This window comes from Vibrio sp. 10N.261.51.A4 (assembly GCF_041471945.1).
Classification (GTDB): Bacteria; Pseudomonadota; Gammaproteobacteria; order Enterobacterales; family Vibrionaceae; genus Vibrio; species Vibrio crassostreae_C.
This window is the reverse complement of record NZ_JBFRPJ010000011.1, coordinates 1-16,290: the sequence shown is the minus strand read 5'-3', so window position 1 is coordinate 16,290 and position 16,290 is coordinate 1. Positions and strand designations below refer to the sequence as shown.

At 41.5% G+C, this 16,290-nt stretch carries 26 protein-coding genes; 3 read left to right on the top strand and 23 right to left on the bottom strand.

All coding sequences use genetic code 11. From position 1 onward, the window contains the following. Positions 1 to 27 precede the first annotated feature (27 nt). A complete protein-coding gene (locus AB4384_RS03590) occupies positions 28 to 318 on the bottom strand; it encodes a hypothetical protein (RefSeq protein WP_136987166.1) in 291 nt (96 codons plus the stop codon). A 351-nt stretch (positions 319 to 669) separates the two neighbouring features. On the opposite strand from AB4384_RS03590, the gene AB4384_RS03585 reads away from it, so the two are divergent. Further along, on the top strand, positions 670 to 924 hold the full coding sequence (locus tag AB4384_RS03585) for a hypothetical protein (RefSeq protein ID WP_154724246.1): 255 nt from the start codon (positions 670 to 672) through the stop codon (positions 922 to 924). 15 nt (positions 925 to 939) lie between these two features. Beyond that, entirely contained in the window at positions 940 to 2,901 is a 1,962-nt protein-coding gene (locus tag AB4384_RS03580) for an Ig-like domain-containing protein (protein WP_154723909.1), read from the top strand. 51 nt (positions 2,902 to 2,952) lie between these two features. Here the strand turns inward: AB4384_RS03580 and AB4384_RS03575 are convergent, their stop codons facing one another. From AB4384_RS03575 to AB4384_RS03535, 9 genes are all read right to left on the bottom strand, one after another. Further along, positions 2,953 to 3,429 carry a hypothetical protein gene (locus AB4384_RS03575; protein ID WP_154723910.1) on the bottom strand — a complete coding sequence of 159 codons (477 nt, stop codon included), beginning with the start codon at positions 3,427 to 3,429 and terminating at the stop codon, positions 2,953 to 2,955. A gap of 168 nt (positions 3,430 to 3,597) precedes the next feature. Continuing rightward, positions 3,598 to 4,035, bottom strand: a complete 438-nt coding sequence (locus tag AB4384_RS03570) for a hypothetical protein (protein WP_102305814.1) — start codon at positions 4,033 to 4,035, stop codon at positions 3,598 to 3,600. 56 nt (positions 4,036 to 4,091) lie between these two features. Beyond that, entirely contained in the window at positions 4,092 to 4,274 is a 183-nt protein-coding gene (locus tag AB4384_RS03565; protein WP_102423482.1) for a hypothetical protein, read from the bottom strand. Between the two features lie 2 nt (positions 4,275 to 4,276). Beyond that, positions 4,277 to 4,459 carry a hypothetical protein gene (locus AB4384_RS03560; protein ID WP_136987171.1) on the bottom strand — a complete coding sequence of 61 codons (183 nt, stop codon included), beginning with the start codon at positions 4,457 to 4,459 and terminating at the stop codon, positions 4,277 to 4,279. A gap of 147 nt (positions 4,460 to 4,606) precedes the next feature. Then, positions 4,607 to 4,846 carry a hypothetical protein gene (locus AB4384_RS03555; protein WP_154723911.1) on the bottom strand — a complete coding sequence of 80 codons (240 nt, stop codon included), beginning with the start codon at positions 4,844 to 4,846 and terminating at the stop codon, positions 4,607 to 4,609. A 44-nt stretch (positions 4,847 to 4,890) separates the two neighbouring features. After that, positions 4,891 to 5,208, bottom strand: a complete 318-nt coding sequence (locus AB4384_RS03550) for a hypothetical protein (RefSeq protein WP_154723912.1) — start codon at positions 5,206 to 5,208, stop codon at positions 4,891 to 4,893. Between the two features lie 191 nt (positions 5,209 to 5,399). Continuing rightward, on the bottom strand, positions 5,400 to 5,522 hold the full coding sequence (locus AB4384_RS03545; RefSeq protein WP_268811469.1) for a hypothetical protein: 123 nt from the start codon (positions 5,520 to 5,522) through the stop codon (positions 5,400 to 5,402). A 146-nt stretch (positions 5,523 to 5,668) separates the two neighbouring features. Further along, the gene (locus AB4384_RS03540) at positions 5,669 to 6,214 is read right to left on the bottom strand and encodes a hypothetical protein (protein WP_372050591.1); all 546 of its coding nucleotides are present in this window, start codon (positions 6,212 to 6,214) and stop codon (positions 5,669 to 5,671) included. A 150-nt stretch (positions 6,215 to 6,364) separates the two neighbouring features. Further along, positions 6,365 to 6,811, bottom strand: a complete 447-nt coding sequence (locus AB4384_RS03535) for a hypothetical protein (protein ID WP_154723914.1) — start codon at positions 6,809 to 6,811, stop codon at positions 6,365 to 6,367. Positions 6,812 to 7,024: 213 nt separating this feature from the next. On the opposite strand from AB4384_RS03535, the gene AB4384_RS03530 reads away from it, so the two are divergent. Continuing rightward, positions 7,025 to 8,122 carry a hypothetical protein gene (locus tag AB4384_RS03530; protein WP_154723915.1) on the top strand — a complete coding sequence of 366 codons (1,098 nt, stop codon included), beginning with the start codon at positions 7,025 to 7,027 and terminating at the stop codon, positions 8,120 to 8,122. 220 nt (positions 8,123 to 8,342) lie between these two features. Here AB4384_RS03530 and AB4384_RS03525 read toward each other — a convergent pair whose 3' ends face one another. From AB4384_RS03525 to AB4384_RS03465, 13 genes are all read right to left on the bottom strand, one after another. Next, on the bottom strand, positions 8,343 to 9,026 hold the full coding sequence (locus AB4384_RS03525) for a hypothetical protein (RefSeq protein ID WP_154723916.1): 684 nt from the start codon (positions 9,024 to 9,026) through the stop codon (positions 8,343 to 8,345). A 195-nt stretch (positions 9,027 to 9,221) separates the two neighbouring features. Beyond that, positions 9,222 to 9,635, bottom strand: a complete 414-nt coding sequence (locus AB4384_RS03520; protein WP_081231386.1) for a hypothetical protein — start codon at positions 9,633 to 9,635, stop codon at positions 9,222 to 9,224. An 84-nt stretch (positions 9,636 to 9,719) separates the two neighbouring features. Further along, on the bottom strand, positions 9,720 to 10,268 hold the full coding sequence (locus AB4384_RS03515) for a hypothetical protein (protein WP_154724110.1): 549 nt from the start codon (positions 10,266 to 10,268) through the stop codon (positions 9,720 to 9,722). 101 nt (positions 10,269 to 10,369) lie between these two features. Continuing rightward, positions 10,370 to 10,816, bottom strand: a complete 447-nt coding sequence (locus AB4384_RS03510; RefSeq protein WP_081231384.1) for a hypothetical protein — start codon at positions 10,814 to 10,816, stop codon at positions 10,370 to 10,372. Positions 10,817 to 10,871: 55 nt separating this feature from the next. Then, positions 10,872 to 11,360, bottom strand: coding sequence for a hypothetical protein (locus AB4384_RS03505; protein WP_081231383.1), 489 nt, complete (start codon positions 11,358 to 11,360; stop codon positions 10,872 to 10,874). Continuing rightward, positions 11,360 to 11,653 (bottom strand): hypothetical protein, encoded by a 294-nt coding sequence (locus AB4384_RS03500; protein ID WP_372128890.1) that lies wholly within the window; start codon positions 11,651 to 11,653, stop codon positions 11,360 to 11,362. Before AB4384_RS03500 ends, AB4384_RS03505 begins: the two co-directional genes overlap by 1 nt. After that, a complete protein-coding gene (locus AB4384_RS03495) occupies positions 11,650 to 11,874 on the bottom strand; it encodes a hypothetical protein (RefSeq protein WP_372128888.1) in 225 nt (74 codons plus the stop codon). The genes AB4384_RS03500 and AB4384_RS03495 overlap by 4 nt, the downstream gene beginning before the upstream one ends. 93 nt (positions 11,875 to 11,967) lie before the next feature. Beyond that, a complete protein-coding gene (locus tag AB4384_RS03490) occupies positions 11,968 to 12,660 on the bottom strand; it encodes a hypothetical protein (RefSeq protein WP_136987179.1) in 693 nt (230 codons plus the stop codon). Between the two features lie 78 nt (positions 12,661 to 12,738). Continuing rightward, a complete protein-coding gene (locus AB4384_RS03485) occupies positions 12,739 to 12,972 on the bottom strand; it encodes a 2Fe-2S iron-sulfur cluster-binding protein (protein WP_081231380.1) in 234 nt (77 codons plus the stop codon). After that, complete coding sequence (locus AB4384_RS03480) at positions 12,962 to 13,432, bottom strand: DUF4314 domain-containing protein (protein WP_372050587.1); 471 nt, start codon at positions 13,430 to 13,432, stop codon at positions 12,962 to 12,964. Before AB4384_RS03480 ends, AB4384_RS03485 begins: the two co-directional genes overlap by 11 nt. A gap of 283 nt (positions 13,433 to 13,715) precedes the next feature. Further along, entirely contained in the window at positions 13,716 to 13,949 is a 234-nt protein-coding gene (locus AB4384_RS03475) for a hypothetical protein (protein ID WP_136987181.1), read from the bottom strand. 132 nt (positions 13,950 to 14,081) lie between these two features. Further along, positions 14,082 to 15,272, bottom strand: coding sequence for a toprim domain-containing protein (locus AB4384_RS03470; RefSeq protein ID WP_102424207.1), 1,191 nt, complete (start codon positions 15,270 to 15,272; stop codon positions 14,082 to 14,084). 45 nt (positions 15,273 to 15,317) lie between these two features. Then, the coding region (locus AB4384_RS03465) for a hypothetical protein (RefSeq protein WP_372128886.1) at positions 15,318 to 16,290 on the bottom strand (973 nt) is incomplete at its 5' end.

Genomic DNA, 16,290 nt, shown 5'->3' with positions numbered 1-16,290 from the left:
GGTTTATGAGGTCCCTAACCACTTAACTTATGCTTGCTCTTCGACGTCAGACGATTCGGCAGTCTTTTTCTCAGCGATCATCTTTTTCGTACCACCGATAGCTAACAATATGCCACCGACAGTTGGAAGTAATTGAAGCATCGCGAGATTTTTAACATCTTGCGGAAGATTGTTTCGTAAAGCTACTTCGGCAATGAATTCAAATAGTGGGTAGCCATTTACTGCGGCTTGGAAAAAAAATGACAGACCGCAACACAGCATTAGTATCAAACCAATGCACGTAATTCTAAAGTTAAAGTTCTTCATGTTGTTGTTCATAATGTACCTTATTTATGCTGACTGATTGGTTCAGTTCATTTATACACGCCCCATTCTCTCCTTTTAGAAATTAGCGAAGCCAATATCGCACCTTAATTGACAAAGCATCGTTTCAGGGACCGACAGCTCGGTAAACGTCACGCCAATCTCATAGTCGTATCAATTTAATCGCTGATATAGCCCTGCTTATTTGAATTTCTTGGTTCGACACTGAGATATCCTCAGCTTACGTAGCCAATCTAAACCCGTGATTTTGGGTTGGCATTGAAATTTTCTGCGGTTTAGTGCCATGGCACAGCCCCGAATACGCACGTTTCCCACAGCGTTCGCAGCAAAAGAAAACTGGAGTAAATGATGATTACAAATACGACTTCGACCAACACAGAAACCAATAGTGCTGTCCGGTTAGTGGCGGCATTAAAGGTTTTAGGTGTCACCGATGATACGCCCCTGCATTTGCGCCAATTGCTCATAAGCAGCATTTTATCGGTCGCGAAATTTAATGATGATGCAGATTTAATTGATATTTGTGAGTTTTCTCTGGCTCGTTTGCAAACCGAACTTGAGGATGATGTCAGCGAAAGCGCGGGTTCACCGATTCATTGATAAGAGGAACAAGCCATGAAATTCAATCCAAGGAACATCCTTTCTGGCATGGTCATACACTTACTGATGACTGTCGGTGTTGCACACGCGGAATCTGACCGAGTAAACCTCCACACTTGGAAGCAGTACGGCGCAGCGGCTTCGGGAAACTGGGCGGTAAGTGCAGATGGTCAAAGCGTGTATCAAAGCATTAATGGTGCGCCTACCGCGTTTATGAGTGCCAACAAGTATGAGTATCGAACCTTCAAAGGGATCATACAGGTTGATACAGGAGCCGGTGATGATGACTATATCGGTTTCATTTACGGCGATCCTACTGCTGGTGGCTTTTACCTGTTCTCTTGGAAAAAGCTACCGACCTCTGCAGACAGTGGTTTCAGCTTGATTTACTTCGATGGCACCCTAGATCAGATGAGCGATTATGGGTGGACGGTTCATGATGTCGAACAAGGCAAAAATACAATCTTAGGCAAAAAACGAAACGTAGAGTGGATGCACGGCCAGCCCTATCAATTTGAAATGCAGCTGTTTCCCAATAGGATTGTGACCAAGTTAGATGGCGCGACAATATTTGATGTCAATAACCTGACCGTAGCTCCGGGATACTTCGGCTTTTTTAACTGGTCACAAGGGAAGGTGCGTTACAATTCCATTCAGCAACTATATCCACCTATAGCTGAACACAAAACAGGGGATATCTCTCAAGGTGTGCCTTTTACGGTAACTGGCACATGGACGGATAGGAACACAACGGATAGCCACAGCTGCATGGTAAGCCAACAGCCTTATTATGGTACTGTGACGATGACTCCCCCGTGTACCTTTACTTATACCCCATCACCTGACCATGATGGCATTCAGACATTTAAATACAGAGTGACTGACGAATCGAACTTGTTTACTGACGGCAATGTCGATGTAAATGTACGATCAAGCGGCACTTCCTTCACCTTGCCTCCACACCTTGTGTCTGGTCAAATAAAGAATGTCTTCACCCAAATTAAATCAACAAGGACTGACGGTAAACCGGTCGTGAATATAATCAATAAGCCTAACTTCATGCGATTAAATGAGTTGGGTGTCATTGAAATGAATCCAACTGACGATGATCTTGGCATGCATCACGACATCACCTTCGAAACAAGCGATGGACTCAAGACGTACAATGCAGGGACATTCGATATTCAGGTTATACCCTCGACAAACAATGACTACTTGAACCAAAACTTCGAAATTATCACCTCTGATGTGCAGCTGCTTAATTTGGACAATACGCCTCACACACTAGTCACCATTCCAGCACTTGAAAGTGGTGAAGGAAATTTAGTGGAAGGCCCACATGAGGCTTTAATCACCGCTGATGCCAGTAACACCCATGACATGATGGTTGGTGATAAGATTGCCGCACCAGGTGATACGGTATCTATCACGGTCAACCTTGATAAAACAGGGACAGCTTTACCCATTTTCTATTTTACTCCGGATGCAGAAATAGCGAACTTTAGCATTGAATTCCCTTGGATCGACTCACCTCATGATTGGCGATACGTCGTTCAGAGAACTTGCTCAGACGCCGATTCAAATCGATGTGATCGAACATTGGAGATGGACCGGTTGAAAGCACCAACTGGCAACTTGCAAGTCTTTCTCAGAAAGAGTGCCAATGCTGAGTATCATAGTTATGGTTTTGCTGACCCTTCCACTTGGCGCGATTCCGATTTGGACGAACACCTTGCGACACTCAGTGAAGGTGACATAGTGGCCATCAACATCAATCAGAAATCAGATGCACTGAACGACTTCATCAATCAAGTTATCACACAGTTTGGTGATGGCGATTTGAGTAATAAGCTATCAAATATTGAAGACCAAGCGATCTTGCTCTATCGAATTGGAAGTGGAGTAAAAGAATATAAAACACAAAAGAGTACACGCTGGGGGACATCTGCGGTGACATGGTTGAGTTTGAACCAGTAACAGATGGAAGATGAAAAAAATTGCTCCCAATGGGAGCAATTTTTGTTTTAGTTAAAATTGTTCTGGTACTCGAATACCATGACTACGTAACAACCTGATGAGGTTGGACTGCACGTAAGCCAAAGTACATTCGCACCCTTCAAAATAACCTTTGTCGATAGCCAAACTGGTATTTCGACGAAGTTTTTTGTTTTGTTCATCTTCTCGGAACTCAAATAAGAGCGCCTTTAGATCATCTTCTAAGCTGTTTGTTTGAGTTGGGGCTGTTTCATTCGCTACAGATTCCGAAGCTTGAAGTTTCATCCATGACCAAACATAGCTTTTGTTAGACTGCATTGATTCAGCAAATCTTCCGATAGTCCTTATGGATTGATGTTTCGCATACTTAGACCATAGGGGCTTGGCCAATTCATCAGTCAGGAATGGGACAAACTTAATTGACATCGTTTCTTGTATGTTTTCATTCGAAGCACGCAGTGGAATGATTAACGTATCCCCAAATTCGACAAATGAATGAGACGCAGCCATTAAGAACTCAATTGAGTAGTTTCTGGTCGGTGTAAGTAACCCGTGTTTGCTCGTATCGTAATCAAAATGATTATCGTGACGTCGTAAGCACAAGTACTCATGAAAGGCAGTACTAAACTTACATGGGGTAAGAGAGTTATAATCATAACCCACTCAGCATCTATCACTTTATTGAACATGAGAACGCTCCTCTTTCTTTACTTCCAAACCCATCACGACAGGTAAAAAAGTACGTTGAAACTGACCAGCCACCAGCACGTCGCCAACGTAAATAAATTGGGAACCGGCATGTTCAGCTGTTTCAGGAGTGAAATTAGGGTTAGGTACGAATTGACGAGTGCATTCAAGTGCAACAACGGTCCAATCACTGGACATTGCGAACTCTTTGCTCTGTTGAGTCGTGTAACCTTGGTTGAGGTAATGCTGGTAACTTTCCTCGACTAAGAATTCATCACGAATCGTAAGTTGTTCACCAACAGGGATCGTCTCTGCACCAAATTGACAATCTGCAATTACAGTGGAAGATGACAAGCCAATGATGCAAGTGAGTGCAAATTTGCTCATTAGGTTACAATTCAAATTTGCTGGTTTTGTTGTGAAAGACATAGTAATTCCTCGGTATATTTCGTGCGTAAGCACATGGGGTTTAGTAAGTGCAGATGTCATTTTTTAGAATGAATATCGATTTCTGAACTGCATGATTTAAGGACCACCTCAAGATTCTCTTCGGGGATCTCGTTAACTAGGCGACCTAAAAAATATTCCACAACGACGGCTACATCAGCACCTTCTAGATGCATTGCGACCGGTTCTGCCATGGCTTTTTCTGTCATTTCAATATTCATAATCACACCTGTTGCTGTGAGGGTAGTTGTCTAATTTTCCAAGCGATTCCTTGCGGGAATGACCTAGCGTAGCGATACACATTTCCTGCTTCTGTATCTTCAAACATTTTCTTCTTCACCTTGCCGTTTATCTTGTAGAACAAGATAAAGTCAGCAAACTTACTTATTGGGATATTTCGTGGCATGAGTTAGCTCCTCCAAGAACTGGAATTCGAGACGTACTAGGCCACCACACGGGTTAGCTAATATGTCCCGTGTTGGGTTAGGTTTATTGGGGTTTAGATGGGATCTATCCGTTGGTGTTTGTTGGGTTACAAACTCCGGGCGATGGGTTACTTCTTGAGAAGGGGTTGTATAACGTCATCTTGAAAAAGATGGTCTATACGAGCAATGATGCAGTCGCCTGCGTAACTATCTATTTGGGTACTTTTAGCTTTCAAATCATTGAATGATTGATAGGTATCAGTGAGTAAATTTGATGGTGGTCTATTGAGCAATTTAATGCGTCTGACAGATTTAATAAGACTGATCTCGATGTCTACTAAAGCTGACAGTTGTTCGAAAGTAGTCATGTGGTATCTCCATTTATTCAATGGTCAACAATGAGAGAAAATCACTAAATCAAAACTTCGACAATTGGCACACTGACGTAGCCAGTTCTGCATGATTTTCCAATTAATTTAATAATTCCAGCCTCGACAAGAACATCTTCAATTCCAGTGTTTTCACTGTAGTTTTTGATGCAGGTTTCATTTGTCAGTAGGTTGGCATTACTAACACAGGTTGTTGCAACACAAATTCGTTCACCGGGAAAGGTGTCGTTGTTAATGTTGTCATCGGTTTCAGCAGCAATCAGCTCAAGCGCAATTACACCGTTAGCGTAATGACGTTTAGCAATGCAGCAATCAAAACCAAGGAAGTTAAGTACATTCATATCTGGACTCCAGTTATTCATGGGACTATTTGGTGTGTAAACAAGATTTGTATGGGAACGTTGGTAACTCAGAGAGAGTTATTAGGGGCAGTCAAAAGACTGATTACATTTCAGATGGCGTAATAACCAGGTGAGTTAGAGGAATTTCCTCGCTGCCCATTGGACAGTGTGTTACTCAGTTTGCCCTTGTACTATGGCAAAGTAATCAGTGACTGTTTCCAATTAGTCAGCTTATTTTGCTTGTTTTGAGTACGCGTGCTTTCTAACCATTGCAGATAGCGCACTCGTACATCGTGACCGTGGGTTTCAATCATTACCTATTCAAATCGATATAGTTCTCATGAAGATTGATGACTATTATCGCTGGACAATAAGTTTGAAACTTTTCTACGTCCCAAAGCGTGTGTCTAGGTACTACCAGAATCCAATACTGACCATAAAGATCAATGCATAGACTCAATCAACGTAACGACTGGAACGTCACATTGCCTCTAGTTATCTCTTCATGAACTTTCGGGCGGTGCTTAAAATTGACTAAAACTTCATACTCTTGCCCAAATTCAACATTGTCACCAAATGGACCTATAATAGCCTTTACATTTGTATCAACTGGAACCTCGATTACACATATTTTTATGGGCTTCGTATAACCATTTTTCAATGCGTGGTAAATCGCGATGTAAGGAGACAAAGTTGTAGACACAGGTTTGGTCCAGTCATCATTTTCATTTTCAGAACAGACACCGCGAAACAAAATCTGACCTTTGGCTAATGAAAGACCTTTCTCCTGTATTTCCATATCTAAATTAATGAAATCATCGACATTGAAACCTCTATAGTTTCTCTGAAATAGTTTAAATATCGGGGTATCACCGTTACTGGCCATACTCTCTTGCCATTGATTCAAAACATTTGAACTTTTAAGGAATTCTTCATACTTAATACATTCATTAGGTTTTTTGTGGGTACTAGGGTCAATGTGATATCCATAAAGCCCTGAAAACATGTCTAAACAACTTTCCAGACTATCGTCCCAACCAAGTAGCTCAACATCAAATTTATCTATGAGTACCCCCTCCATCGAAAAATATAAAGCACTTAAAAGTCACCTTGTTAACTAAACTCAACCAATCGAATAAGCTGGCGACTAGGTGAACTAGTTTGCCATTCGAGTAACTACTTCCTTATATATATGTCCATATCCCTCTGAACCGCGTCTCAGTAAGTAACTAATATCTACCGGTCTTGTATCATAAACTTCGAATGTGTCATGAAAAGCGCTATCGCGACCAACAAATACTTTCTCCAAACAATCGTCAAACTGATCAGCAGTGATGTCGACAACAATAGTTTCATTCACCGTTAACCAAACATGGTTATTTTCACTGTACTCGCATTCCGGAGATGGACGTTTGCCGACTGACTGTACAACGTTAACAGCATATTTTTCTCTCAAATAGAGTCCCAAAATTACACTAGATACCTCACACGAACCTGAAGGAAACCTTTGAAGCTCAACATCAACATAGGTTGACTCTGAAACGACCTTCTTAATCACTTTCCGGACCAGGGTGGCCACTGTTTTTAGTTCTGATACTTGCACTTAATCTCCTTATCAATCATTAGCTAATTCCTTATATTGGGAATTTTTCGCGATTGAATTTCGTCTATGTTGCGGTCATCAAATATAAAACTCAACCAATATCAATCTATGATGTGTGTCGAAAGATAATATATTTGAAGAGCTCAAGAACTATCACTATCATAATTGCCATTCTTTATAATATTTTCAGTTAGTTAGAAAAGGAACTGGTGAATGAGAAGCGTTGTTAGTGATGATAAAATCACGGATTTTAGGGAGTTAGTGAACTCAAACTCTAGCTTTGTGTATCAAATCTACAAAGATAAAGGCGGTAAGAACCTTTTTAACCTCGTTTGCTCTGCTATGGATTGGATCACTGTTTCTGTTAGGCACTTAGAAAATGCACCTGAGTTTGACAAGAATATAGATAGTAGATGTATGCAGGTCTACTCTCTTATCTCTTCAATAGACCTCATTTTCGAGTCAATCAAACAACTCCATCGAGTGTTTATGAATGACAATAAAGATCCGTTTCATGGTGAAAAGAAATGCTTCAAAGCTCGCCTCTTCCCTAATGAAGATGACAATAATTACTTTAAAACTATCAGGGCGTGTTTCGGTGCTCACCCAGTAAATCTTAATCAAGAGAATTCAAAGCGATTCGCAAGTTGGCCATTTACAAGCAGTTTCAACACTGGCGACCTGAGTGTTCATTTGTACAGTCGAGATGTGGGCAAAGAGGACTTAACGTTAAACCTGAATATCAATGAGCTGTTCGAATTTCTCAAGATACGATATGAGTACCTAGATGTTATCGCTGATAGGATTGAAACGCTGTTTGTTGAGTACCAACACAAACTTTCAAAAGAAAAAATTGAGACTAAACCTGATCCTTTAGAACAACTCTATGTTCTTCGCACTGAGTCAGAAAAAAGATTAGATAACGAATACTATAATGGAGAGATTGATGACCTCATTATGATTTTTGAAGCGGAAGTAACTGACGCTGACCTTGTACCATTAGCTGATAAGTATAAAGAATCCCTCCTACCTCTGATTGAAGAGATTAAGACGAATCTACAAGAAATGAACATCGTTGACCTAGCAACCATTAGTGTACTGAGATTAAGATCTGGCCTTAATAAAGAATTACGATACGAACTCGGAAAGTTCTACACTTGGGTTCACAGTGGTAGGTATGATCCGCTACTCGAATACTATTTTGAAAGGTTCGACGCTTCTACTGATGGTAAGTTCAAGTTCACCAAAACTGATGACATCAAACTTGCGTTTCTTAAAACAAAACTTATGCTCACTGAAAGGTGTGAATAAGTTGGCTTTGCCCTTTTCTTTAGCTGCTCAATACTTTTGAATATCAAAGTGACCTCAACATTACTGTTTCAACTTTGGACTGTATCTCATTAAGGGGCAAAGCCTTCTCAGAACACTGCTAAACCAAAATGGCAAACTCGCTCACGCCACTTGAACGGGAAAATCAAGCATGAAAGGTGAATGCTTTAACTGCACTCAAACTTACTATCATAAATGCCCCCTAGTGTATCGTCGGTTGAGTGTTAGGCAGCGAGTTCAGGTTGTGTTCAATTTGTTCAGCATCCGACATCTTACTGGCGATGTAGTGTTGGGTCCCCTCTTGTCGTGTTATCGGATCGATATTGATGATTTTGAGGTTGCCTGGAATGATGGCAGAACCAAATTTGGTAGATAGGTATTCGAGCTTATGAAAGATTTGAATCACTGCGGCTGCACAGTTGAGAGGCTTAACCTCTTCGAGATAATAAGTGTAATGATCGAGAGGATTGCTACGTTCTGTATGCTTTTCACAATATGCCTGCATGAGCTCCATAGTTAACGCACCAGTACCGCAAAATGGTTCATAGACCTCGTTATCATTGAGCCCCATCATTTGCTCTAAAAAATCGTCATCTTGATGATTGTTCATTCGTTTCGTCTTTGTATTCACACCTAACTCAATCAGAATGTCCCCGATTGGATCACTGTACCCATTAAGCATTGCATTGCTTAACAACTGTGCAAGCTCTACCACCCCATCTTGTACTGATTCTTTAGAATCTAACCTTGTAGTCACTTTGTGCTGATTAGTATGCGCAAAGGCCCAATAGAAGACAAAATCAGAGAAGGATTTGGAATGGCTGTCGTCAAGGTTCCAACTGGTGATGATATTCAGTGCTTGGTTGATCGTGTCCTGTTTATTCATGTGCGCTAACCCATTTAAGTTCTTGATAGTCGGTTAAAACGGTTATGCAACATACGAATGCGGATTTAGGAAGTATTTCAAAGAAATTGAAATTTAGGGTGAAGAGATATGGCTGGATGTGTCAAAGCGGATGGAAATGGTGGATGAAAAGCCACCCGATCGGGTGACTTTTCATCTTAACTACAAGGTATGCAGCTACTTATTCAGGTAACGTGTCGAGAAACACATTTTACCTCCTAAGTCTTTTAAGCGGCCATCGAGTTCTTGACGACGCTTTTTTTCAGCTTCACAACTTTTGCAGGTTCCCATCTCACGCTGGCCATGTTTAGTGGTGCGCTTGACGTGCCAAAATTCTTTAGTGAGCGGAAAAAAGTGATTGCATAAGGTACATCGTTTTTCAATACCAATGGCAGTCAATTTCATTTTTCCTAGCTGAGAGTTTTTACGCAAAATGTTGTCAGTAATTGCAAAATGGCAGGTGTCTAGTGACATCGCGATATTGGCAATTGGTACTTCAAACTTTTTGGCAATTTCATTTATCGGCATATCTTCTTTGGATAACGCTTTAATTAAGATATGGTCGGTATCATCTAAATAGGTTGATTCCACGATAGATTCCTCCAATTTTGAGGGATCTATCCCTATGAGGGAAGATCCCTCACGGGTAGTGGTGGGTTGTATCAAGGTTTGGGGTTAAATGAAGTAACCTTGATATGGACAGCTCTCAGAAGCAGGGTAATCACTGTATTGCTTACCTTTTCTGAAACTGAATTTTAATGGGTATTTAACTGGTGCTAATTGCAGGTCAGTTCTCAAATGCGATGGGAGATCGTTTGGTCTAATTTCCTCGCCGTTCACGATAATGAAATCGGAAAAAGCTTGGAATTGGGTAAACTCGCGTTCAAGCAGTGCAGGGTTCACCTGTCTTAGCACATCCAACTCATTCTCTTTAATGAATAGATGGTTATCGTATTCAAAAGAGTCTAAGCCAAAGGCCAATTTTATCCCCAGAGTTCGGAGCTCATCGTCGTCGTATGAGTTCGTGACTGTCGTTGGCAAATTATGTTTCGCTAACCATGTATAAGCATCAACACCTCCGAAAACACCATAACCTTCATAAGCCGGTTCATATATTGGGTCTTCGTTGTTTGGTTGGAGCATGTACACTGGACGACACTTCTCAGTACACGTATTAAAGATTGACTGTTTTGTGTCAGCGGTTTTGAAAGAAAAAAAGCCCATAATGTGTTCCTCTGCATAAGGTGGTTAACCTATGAGGCACACAACTCCCCTACGGGACGTATGCCCCAAAGGGAGTAAAAGGAAGATTCCTTTAAGATTGGTTACTTCGTTAAGAAGTCAGCAATAATGCTCATGGCATCTTGCGTATTTTTGATGACTGCTGCGGCGCTAGTGTCTCCGTGGTCCGAAGCGTCATACCAAATATCAGCAACAGCGCCATCTTGAAGAGCTTCAACCTCAGTTTTAGGCACAGTGCCGAGAAATGATTTCAAGATGTATAACGCTGAACTGTGCAATGTATCTGCACGGTCAGAAATCATCTTTTCAACCAACTCTGCGCTGATGTCTTCAACGGCTTCACACTTATTGTCTTCAATGAATTCGAGCAACTTGGCTTTATCATCGAGCAATTCAGAATCAATAACTTCACTAAGGTACGCGCCAGCGGCCTCAAGATAGAAGTATTTCGATGCTGTTAAGTTGTCTAGAAACTCCAAAACGGATCGAGGGGCTTCAACATCTTGCGATGTAGGTGTTAGTTCATTCATGGTATACCTCTTGAAATGAGGGGACCGCCCTAATGGGTATCGGACCCACAGGGGGTTAAGCTATAAATAGCTTCGCAATTAAGTCAGCTAAACTGATTATCCCTAAAAGAAATCCAATCAAACCTAACCGAAAGGAAAGCTTTACATTGAGATCTGGGAACGTCCAAAACCATCTTGTAATGTCCCACCAGTCAGCTGTATTCACAGACAAACGAACGTCTTTATTAAAGGTCACACCAAGTTCATTTACACCATCGTAATCGATAGCAATATATTCCTTGTTCAGCCCTTTAATCTTGCCGCCATTCCCCATGCAATATCGGATTATCCATTGACCATTCTCTTTGTTGGTGATTCGAATTGCCGTTCGTCTTTTTAGCTTTAAGCTTCCAAAACCAACACGACTGTTTTCGAATCGAACAATTGAATGAGACAGGCCAGAGTCTTCATCAGGCAAACGCAGAACACGTTGAGCAATCATAAAGCTGTGACCATCGTGTATTCGACGACATGGACGTTGAATATCTAAAGTTTTGCGATTCATCAGTTTGCCTCCGTCAGTTCAATCGAACGCTGAATACAAAGAGACATAAACGCAGCCATGACTGGATGATTTAGATCTTCGAACCAACGTTGCCATGACTTCCAGCTAGAGTTTTCATCTAAGCTACATTCCGCAAGAGCAGAAGAATGCACGCAAGCATGGCTCAGTAATTGAGTGACTTTGCGTACCAGTGTTTCTTGATATCGAATACCCGTCACATCGAAAGGAAGTTTGCACGAAAGCTGTTCGGCTTCTTCGGTTTCAATCGGAAAGATATCGTCATTTTTTATCAAGAACGCTTGATGACTTGCTTCAAAACGAAGTGTGGATTCACGCCTTTTCCAATTGGAAACAAGACACTGCCACAAGGCTTTACAACCCAGAGAAATTGGGTGGTTGGGTTATCACGGCGAGTACGATTCAAACTACGCGCATCAGCTTCAATATCATCAATCGCAACGATTGGTAATCCGAAGGGTTTTGCTGCAGTTAAAAGCATATCTGAAGTGATCATATTCAGTTCCTCCAAGAACTATTAAGGTTTTGAAGGGACAACTTCCCACAGGGAAGAAAGTCCCTGCTAATGGGTAAGATGTAAGGGGTTGAGCTATATAGCTCTTTGCTTGACTAGACCTAGACTCGGGCTAGTCGTGCTGAATGCACGTTTGCCAAAAAAACGAATCGATAGTTCTTGAAACAGGTACATTTCAAACATCGACTCAGGGCTAAATGAGCAATATAACTTGCGAGTACCAAACCAACTTCTTTCCATGATGTCAGCACCAAAGCTGGATACAATCGATTCAAACTGCTTGAGTTTGTACTGATCTTCCCAGGTTGTAGGTTTGACGATCCAAAAAGACATGGAATGACAATAAGGCATAGCCTCATAACTCACTGCTTGCTTGAATGCCAATCGTAATGATTTAAGCCAGCCTTCAGGGGTTGCCCATCGACCATTAGGCTTTAAATCGCCACTTTCAACACTTCGGCACCATTCACATCCGTATTTTTGGAATAGTGAATACTCAGTGTCGACACCGCAATACATCCAATCTCGGGTGCGCTTTCCTGACTCTGTATCAACACAATTGGACGGACCAATTAAGAGTTGAAGCATGTACAAGTTATCCGTTGAGATGATCTTGAACCGTCTGAAAAGTTCGGCATCGATATCGTAATCGCTCATAGTTGAACAATTGATATTGAAATGTTTGAGTAGGAAATCTTTCTTTTGTTGACTTACTACATCTGCAGGACAGAACGTAGCAAATTTCTCATAGATGATTTCATATGACATAAGGGTTTCCTCCATAGGAATTGGGGATACAAGTTCAATGTCTTTGATTGACGTTGAGTTTGTTGGGGTTATGGGTAATTAAGGTAGTTCGATGTCAATGTCTGATTGCGAATCAACGCAACAAACAAGTATTTCACCGTCTTGCTTATATCCAATAGGGTCATTTAAGTAAGTAGGAGTGCCAGTAGCTTTGAGACGACAAGCGCCACAGTAACCATTTCGGCATTCAGAATTTACTTTGTATCCAGCTCTTTCTAGTGCGACAAGCGCCGTACAAGAATCAGTTGGAATGGGTGTGTTGTTAACTCGCATAATAAACCTCGAATAAATCTCCAGCAGGCATGCAAATACCAAGAGAACGACCGTTGTCCCATTGCATATGCAATGTTCCCATGTCGTCGATACGCTTGATTTGACCAAGTTCTCCTGCATCAATTGGGTCAATATCGTTCATGTGAATCATCTTGATGACGTCACCAGGTTTAAGCGATTGCTTGATTGTTTCAGTAGTCGGGACAAATAAAGTCTCAGCCAGAAACCAGCAATCTGTAGCGAAGTTATCGTGGTATTTAGAATCTAAAAGAAATGGCACATCTAATAATCCATTTGATGTAGTTCGGAAATGTTCACGGCCAGTAAGCTCAAGAGAGGCGTTAATCCAACGAACAGCGCATTGCGAGATTTGTAGGTCCAACGGGTTATCGTTACAGATATAGCGGGTCATAGAAGACGTATAGTTTGCTAAAGCTGCATCAATGATAGAGTTGCGCATGGTAATTCCTCCAAGGAATAAAGGAACAAACGCAACCTATGGTAATAGGGTACGAACTGTTCCCTATGGGTAGGTTTTTGTGACTTGGGTATTAAAGTCAATGGGGACATGTCATAAGACAAGAGGATATTGCAACAGCATCCTAACTGGATGAGGAATAATCACTTTAATAAAGTGATAAATTTCTCGGGTAAATCAATTACAGTTAACATGAATTTCATCGTACTTTTGGCAATTACTGGCGGTATTTTCCGTGTTTACGAAGTACTTGTGTTCTAGTGACCTAATGGCTGAGTAGTAACCTTAAGGTTGATTTTCGTTTTACTGTGCCATCCTTAATTGGCACAACGGCTTTCACTTGCAATAAGCTCCACCCTAACCGCTCTGACTCTTCAAGGACGATGCATTCATAGGCAGCCTCAACTTCACTCAGTGCATTGGCCATATCAGAGAACTTTAGCTCGGACAGCCCTTCAATGTTTTTACCATCAACCGTGTACCAAGACCCAGTGACCATAAGGTTCTCCTTCAGTGATTTTATTTATATCGTTATACAGCAACCGTGCATTGTCTTGAGCTTTTTGCGTTTAGACCAATCCTTGAGCGACCTAAAAGCAAAAAGCCTCCCCGAAGGAAGGCTAATGCGTATTTAAGCAACATCGTTAAATTCTCTATCGAGAAAACCAACCGGTGTCAGCTTGTTTTTGGCTAAGTATCCGATGAAATTCTGATATCCAGAATCACACCATTCATCAAGCCAATCTTGTGATTTTGCCAATTCCTTGATGGGACTCGGTGGAGATGCAATGGTCACTTTGCAGTGATTCATATTTTTCTCTACACGTTCCTTCAAAGAGATGGCAGCTCTGTCGCCTTCCGGCATGTCTTTTCCTTGTGTAAGGCGATCTTTGTCTTTAAAAATAACCAAATCGGTTACTTCGAAAGGAATATCGATCAGCTCCATCAAGGTAGAAGAGATACCTGACCAAACAGGAATACTCTCAGCATGCTGGCAAGCCAAACATGTTTCAGGACCTTCTCCAACACCTAACACAATTCGTGTATTACCCATTTCATCTTTGCAGATTAAAGGCATACCAAACTGTATTGATGCACCGCGAGGATCCTCTATTGGTGACATTTGCATCTTAGGGTTATCAAGCAACGGTGATTTATCTGAGCCATCGTCATTCAAAAAAATTCGATGAAAAGCAATCGCCTCACCTTTCAAATTTTGAATGTATAAAACAATGCCTGGTAAATACACTTCGTTGCTTTGTGAGTCCCACATTTTAAGTTGTGAGTGAAACCCAACGTTGCAAGGTATTTGAATGTCACCTAATCCGCGAGATATTAGATAGTTCATACCTATTTCAGATTCAGTGACAGCAAATGCCTCATGTTCAACCTTTTGCAAAATCCATAGGCGTTTGCTTATATCTGCAGGACTAAGAACAGCTTTCTCTTCTTTTTGAGCGGCTACGGCTTTCACTTCTCGTTGAGAAATGTTGTCTGTAGACTCCCCCAAAATATCTAAGATAATGTCCATCGCCTTCGATTTATTACAATTTTCAAGCCAAGCGACCATATCAATACCATCACCAATACGACCCTTACCATTGTAATAACCGCCACCAGACTCGTTCCAATCTTTGTACAAGCGAAAGACAGTTTTGCCTTTGCCAGTGAATGGATCTGGTACAGCTTTAGAAACACCATTTGAAGACTTTCGCATCGCCTCAGTTAGTTCACCGTAACATTTGAACACTGAGGACCAGCCACCATGACGCATCACTAACGCATGTACATCTTGGATTTTTGATCTTCTGTAATTGCTCATTTTGACCTCCTAAAAGGGACGCTCCGAAGAGCGTCACTGTTACGTTTAACTAATTTCAATCGATGACAACAAGTTCTGTTGAATCATGTCATCCAACACAGCGGGAAGGTCATCAGCATCACGTATCACTTGATAATTTGGAATGCCTCCGTACCTTGATTCGCAAATATTGATTGACGCAACATCAATCCCTTCGGCTTTACATTGCTCTACCTGACTTTCGACAGCATGTGTATCAGCTGGACACCCATCGGTAACAACAAGTAATTGCTTTCTGCTTGCCAAATCGAGCTTTGTAAACTCTTGACGAGCAGCTAAGACAGCCTTATTGGTTTCAGTACCATCACTAGAGTCAATACCGATTCGCGGATAGCATTGCATCAAAGGTTCATTGAATGACTTTCCAACATAAGCCATCGTATTGAAATACAAGACTGATACTGGTACATCCAACTCTTCAAGTGCAGCTGCAACCGATAAGGCGGCTTTCTGGGCAATGTCTAATCGACAGTAGCCAGTTCGATCTCCAAACTCATTTGTAACAGGCACAGCCATTGAGCCAGAAATATCAATCGCAATAACGAATGAAGATTTATGAGTCTCAACGATATCCTCTGTATAGAAGATTCGACTGTTACCAGCAGTTACACCCGCAAGTAAATCACAGTCAAAATCACTACCAGATTCATCGTACATGATGGGTACAGCCTCTTTAGCCCACATCTGCGATTCGATAATACGTTTAATCGCACGAGCACCAGAGTTGATACTGCTTTGGATTGGCATTGATAACATTCGCCCATTTAGCTCTGGCGTGACGTTATAGTTACAAATGTCCTCATAGGATGCCGGATTCACTGAAGCATGTTTATTGATCGCTTGATCGATAAGCTCATGAAGATCGGCCAATGCTTCACCCAAGCGCTGAAAATCTTCATCACTGAGTGGGTTACGGGTTGAAGAGCCTTGAGAAGCGCCCTGACCAGCTGAACCGGAGTCCTGACCATCTGAGTCATCA

Excerpts from the sequence above, each read along its gene's own strand:
- AB4384_RS03560 (WP_136987171.1), bottom strand. The coding sequence starts at position 4,459 with ATGCCACGAAATATCCCAATAAGTAAGTTTGCTGACTTTATCTTGTTC.
- AB4384_RS03530 (WP_154723915.1), top strand. The coding sequence starts at position 7,025 with ATGAGAAGCGTTGTTAGTGATGATAAAATCACGGATTTTAGGGAGTTA.
- AB4384_RS03480 (WP_372050587.1), bottom strand. The coding sequence starts at position 13,432 with ATGCGCAACTCTATCATTGATGCAGCTTTAGCAAACTATACGTCTTCT.
- AB4384_RS03485 (WP_081231380.1), bottom strand. The coding sequence starts at position 12,972 with ATGCGAGTTAACAACACACCCATTCCAACTGATTCTTGTACGGCGCTT.
- AB4384_RS03575 (WP_154723910.1), bottom strand. The coding sequence starts at position 3,429 with ATGGCTGCGTCTCATTCATTTGTCGAATTTGGGGATACGTTAATCATT.
- AB4384_RS03580 (WP_154723909.1), top strand. The coding sequence starts at position 940 with ATGAAATTCAATCCAAGGAACATCCTTTCTGGCATGGTCATACACTTA.
- AB4384_RS03515 (WP_154724110.1), bottom strand. The coding sequence starts at position 10,268 with ATGGGCTTTTTTTCTTTCAAAACCGCTGACACAAAACAGTCAATCTTT.
- AB4384_RS03525 (WP_154723916.1), bottom strand. The coding sequence starts at position 9,026 with ATGAATAAACAGGACACGATCAACCAAGCACTGAATATCATCACCAGT.
- AB4384_RS03510 (WP_081231384.1), bottom strand. The coding sequence starts at position 10,816 with ATGAATGAACTAACACCTACATCGCAAGATGTTGAAGCCCCTCGATCC.
- AB4384_RS03540 (WP_372050591.1), bottom strand. The coding sequence starts at position 6,214 with ATGTTTTCAGGGCTTTATGGATATCACATTGACCCTAGTACCCACAAA.
- AB4384_RS03585 (WP_154724246.1), top strand. The coding sequence starts at position 670 with ATGATGATTACAAATACGACTTCGACCAACACAGAAACCAATAGTGCT.
- AB4384_RS03550 (WP_154723912.1), bottom strand. The coding sequence starts at position 5,208 with ATGAATGTACTTAACTTCCTTGGTTTTGATTGCTGCATTGCTAAACGT.
- AB4384_RS03475 (WP_136987181.1), bottom strand. The coding sequence starts at position 13,949 with ATGGTCACTGGGTCTTGGTACACGGTTGATGGTAAAAACATTGAAGGG.
- AB4384_RS03555 (WP_154723911.1), bottom strand. The coding sequence starts at position 4,846 with ATGACTACTTTCGAACAACTGTCAGCTTTAGTAGACATCGAGATCAGT.
- AB4384_RS03490 (WP_136987179.1), bottom strand. The coding sequence starts at position 12,660 with ATGTCATATGAAATCATCTATGAGAAATTTGCTACGTTCTGTCCTGCA.
- AB4384_RS03565 (WP_102423482.1), bottom strand. The coding sequence starts at position 4,274 with ATGAATATTGAAATGACAGAAAAAGCCATGGCAGAACCGGTCGCAATG.
- AB4384_RS03495 (WP_372128888.1), bottom strand. The coding sequence starts at position 11,874 with ATGATCACTTCAGATATGCTTTTAACTGCAGCAAAACCCTTCGGATTA.
- AB4384_RS03470 (WP_102424207.1), bottom strand. The coding sequence starts at position 15,272 with ATGAGCAATTACAGAAGATCAAAAATCCAAGATGTACATGCGTTAGTG.
- AB4384_RS03545 (WP_268811469.1), bottom strand. The coding sequence starts at position 5,522 with ATGATTGAAACCCACGGTCACGATGTACGAGTGCGCTATCTGCAATGG.
- AB4384_RS03590 (WP_136987166.1), bottom strand. The coding sequence starts at position 318 with ATGAACAACAACATGAAGAACTTTAACTTTAGAATTACGTGCATTGGT.
- AB4384_RS03570 (WP_102305814.1), bottom strand. The coding sequence starts at position 4,035 with ATGTCTTTCACAACAAAACCAGCAAATTTGAATTGTAACCTAATGAGC.
- AB4384_RS03505 (WP_081231383.1), bottom strand. The coding sequence starts at position 11,360 with ATGAATCGCAAAACTTTAGATATTCAACGTCCATGTCGTCGAATACAC.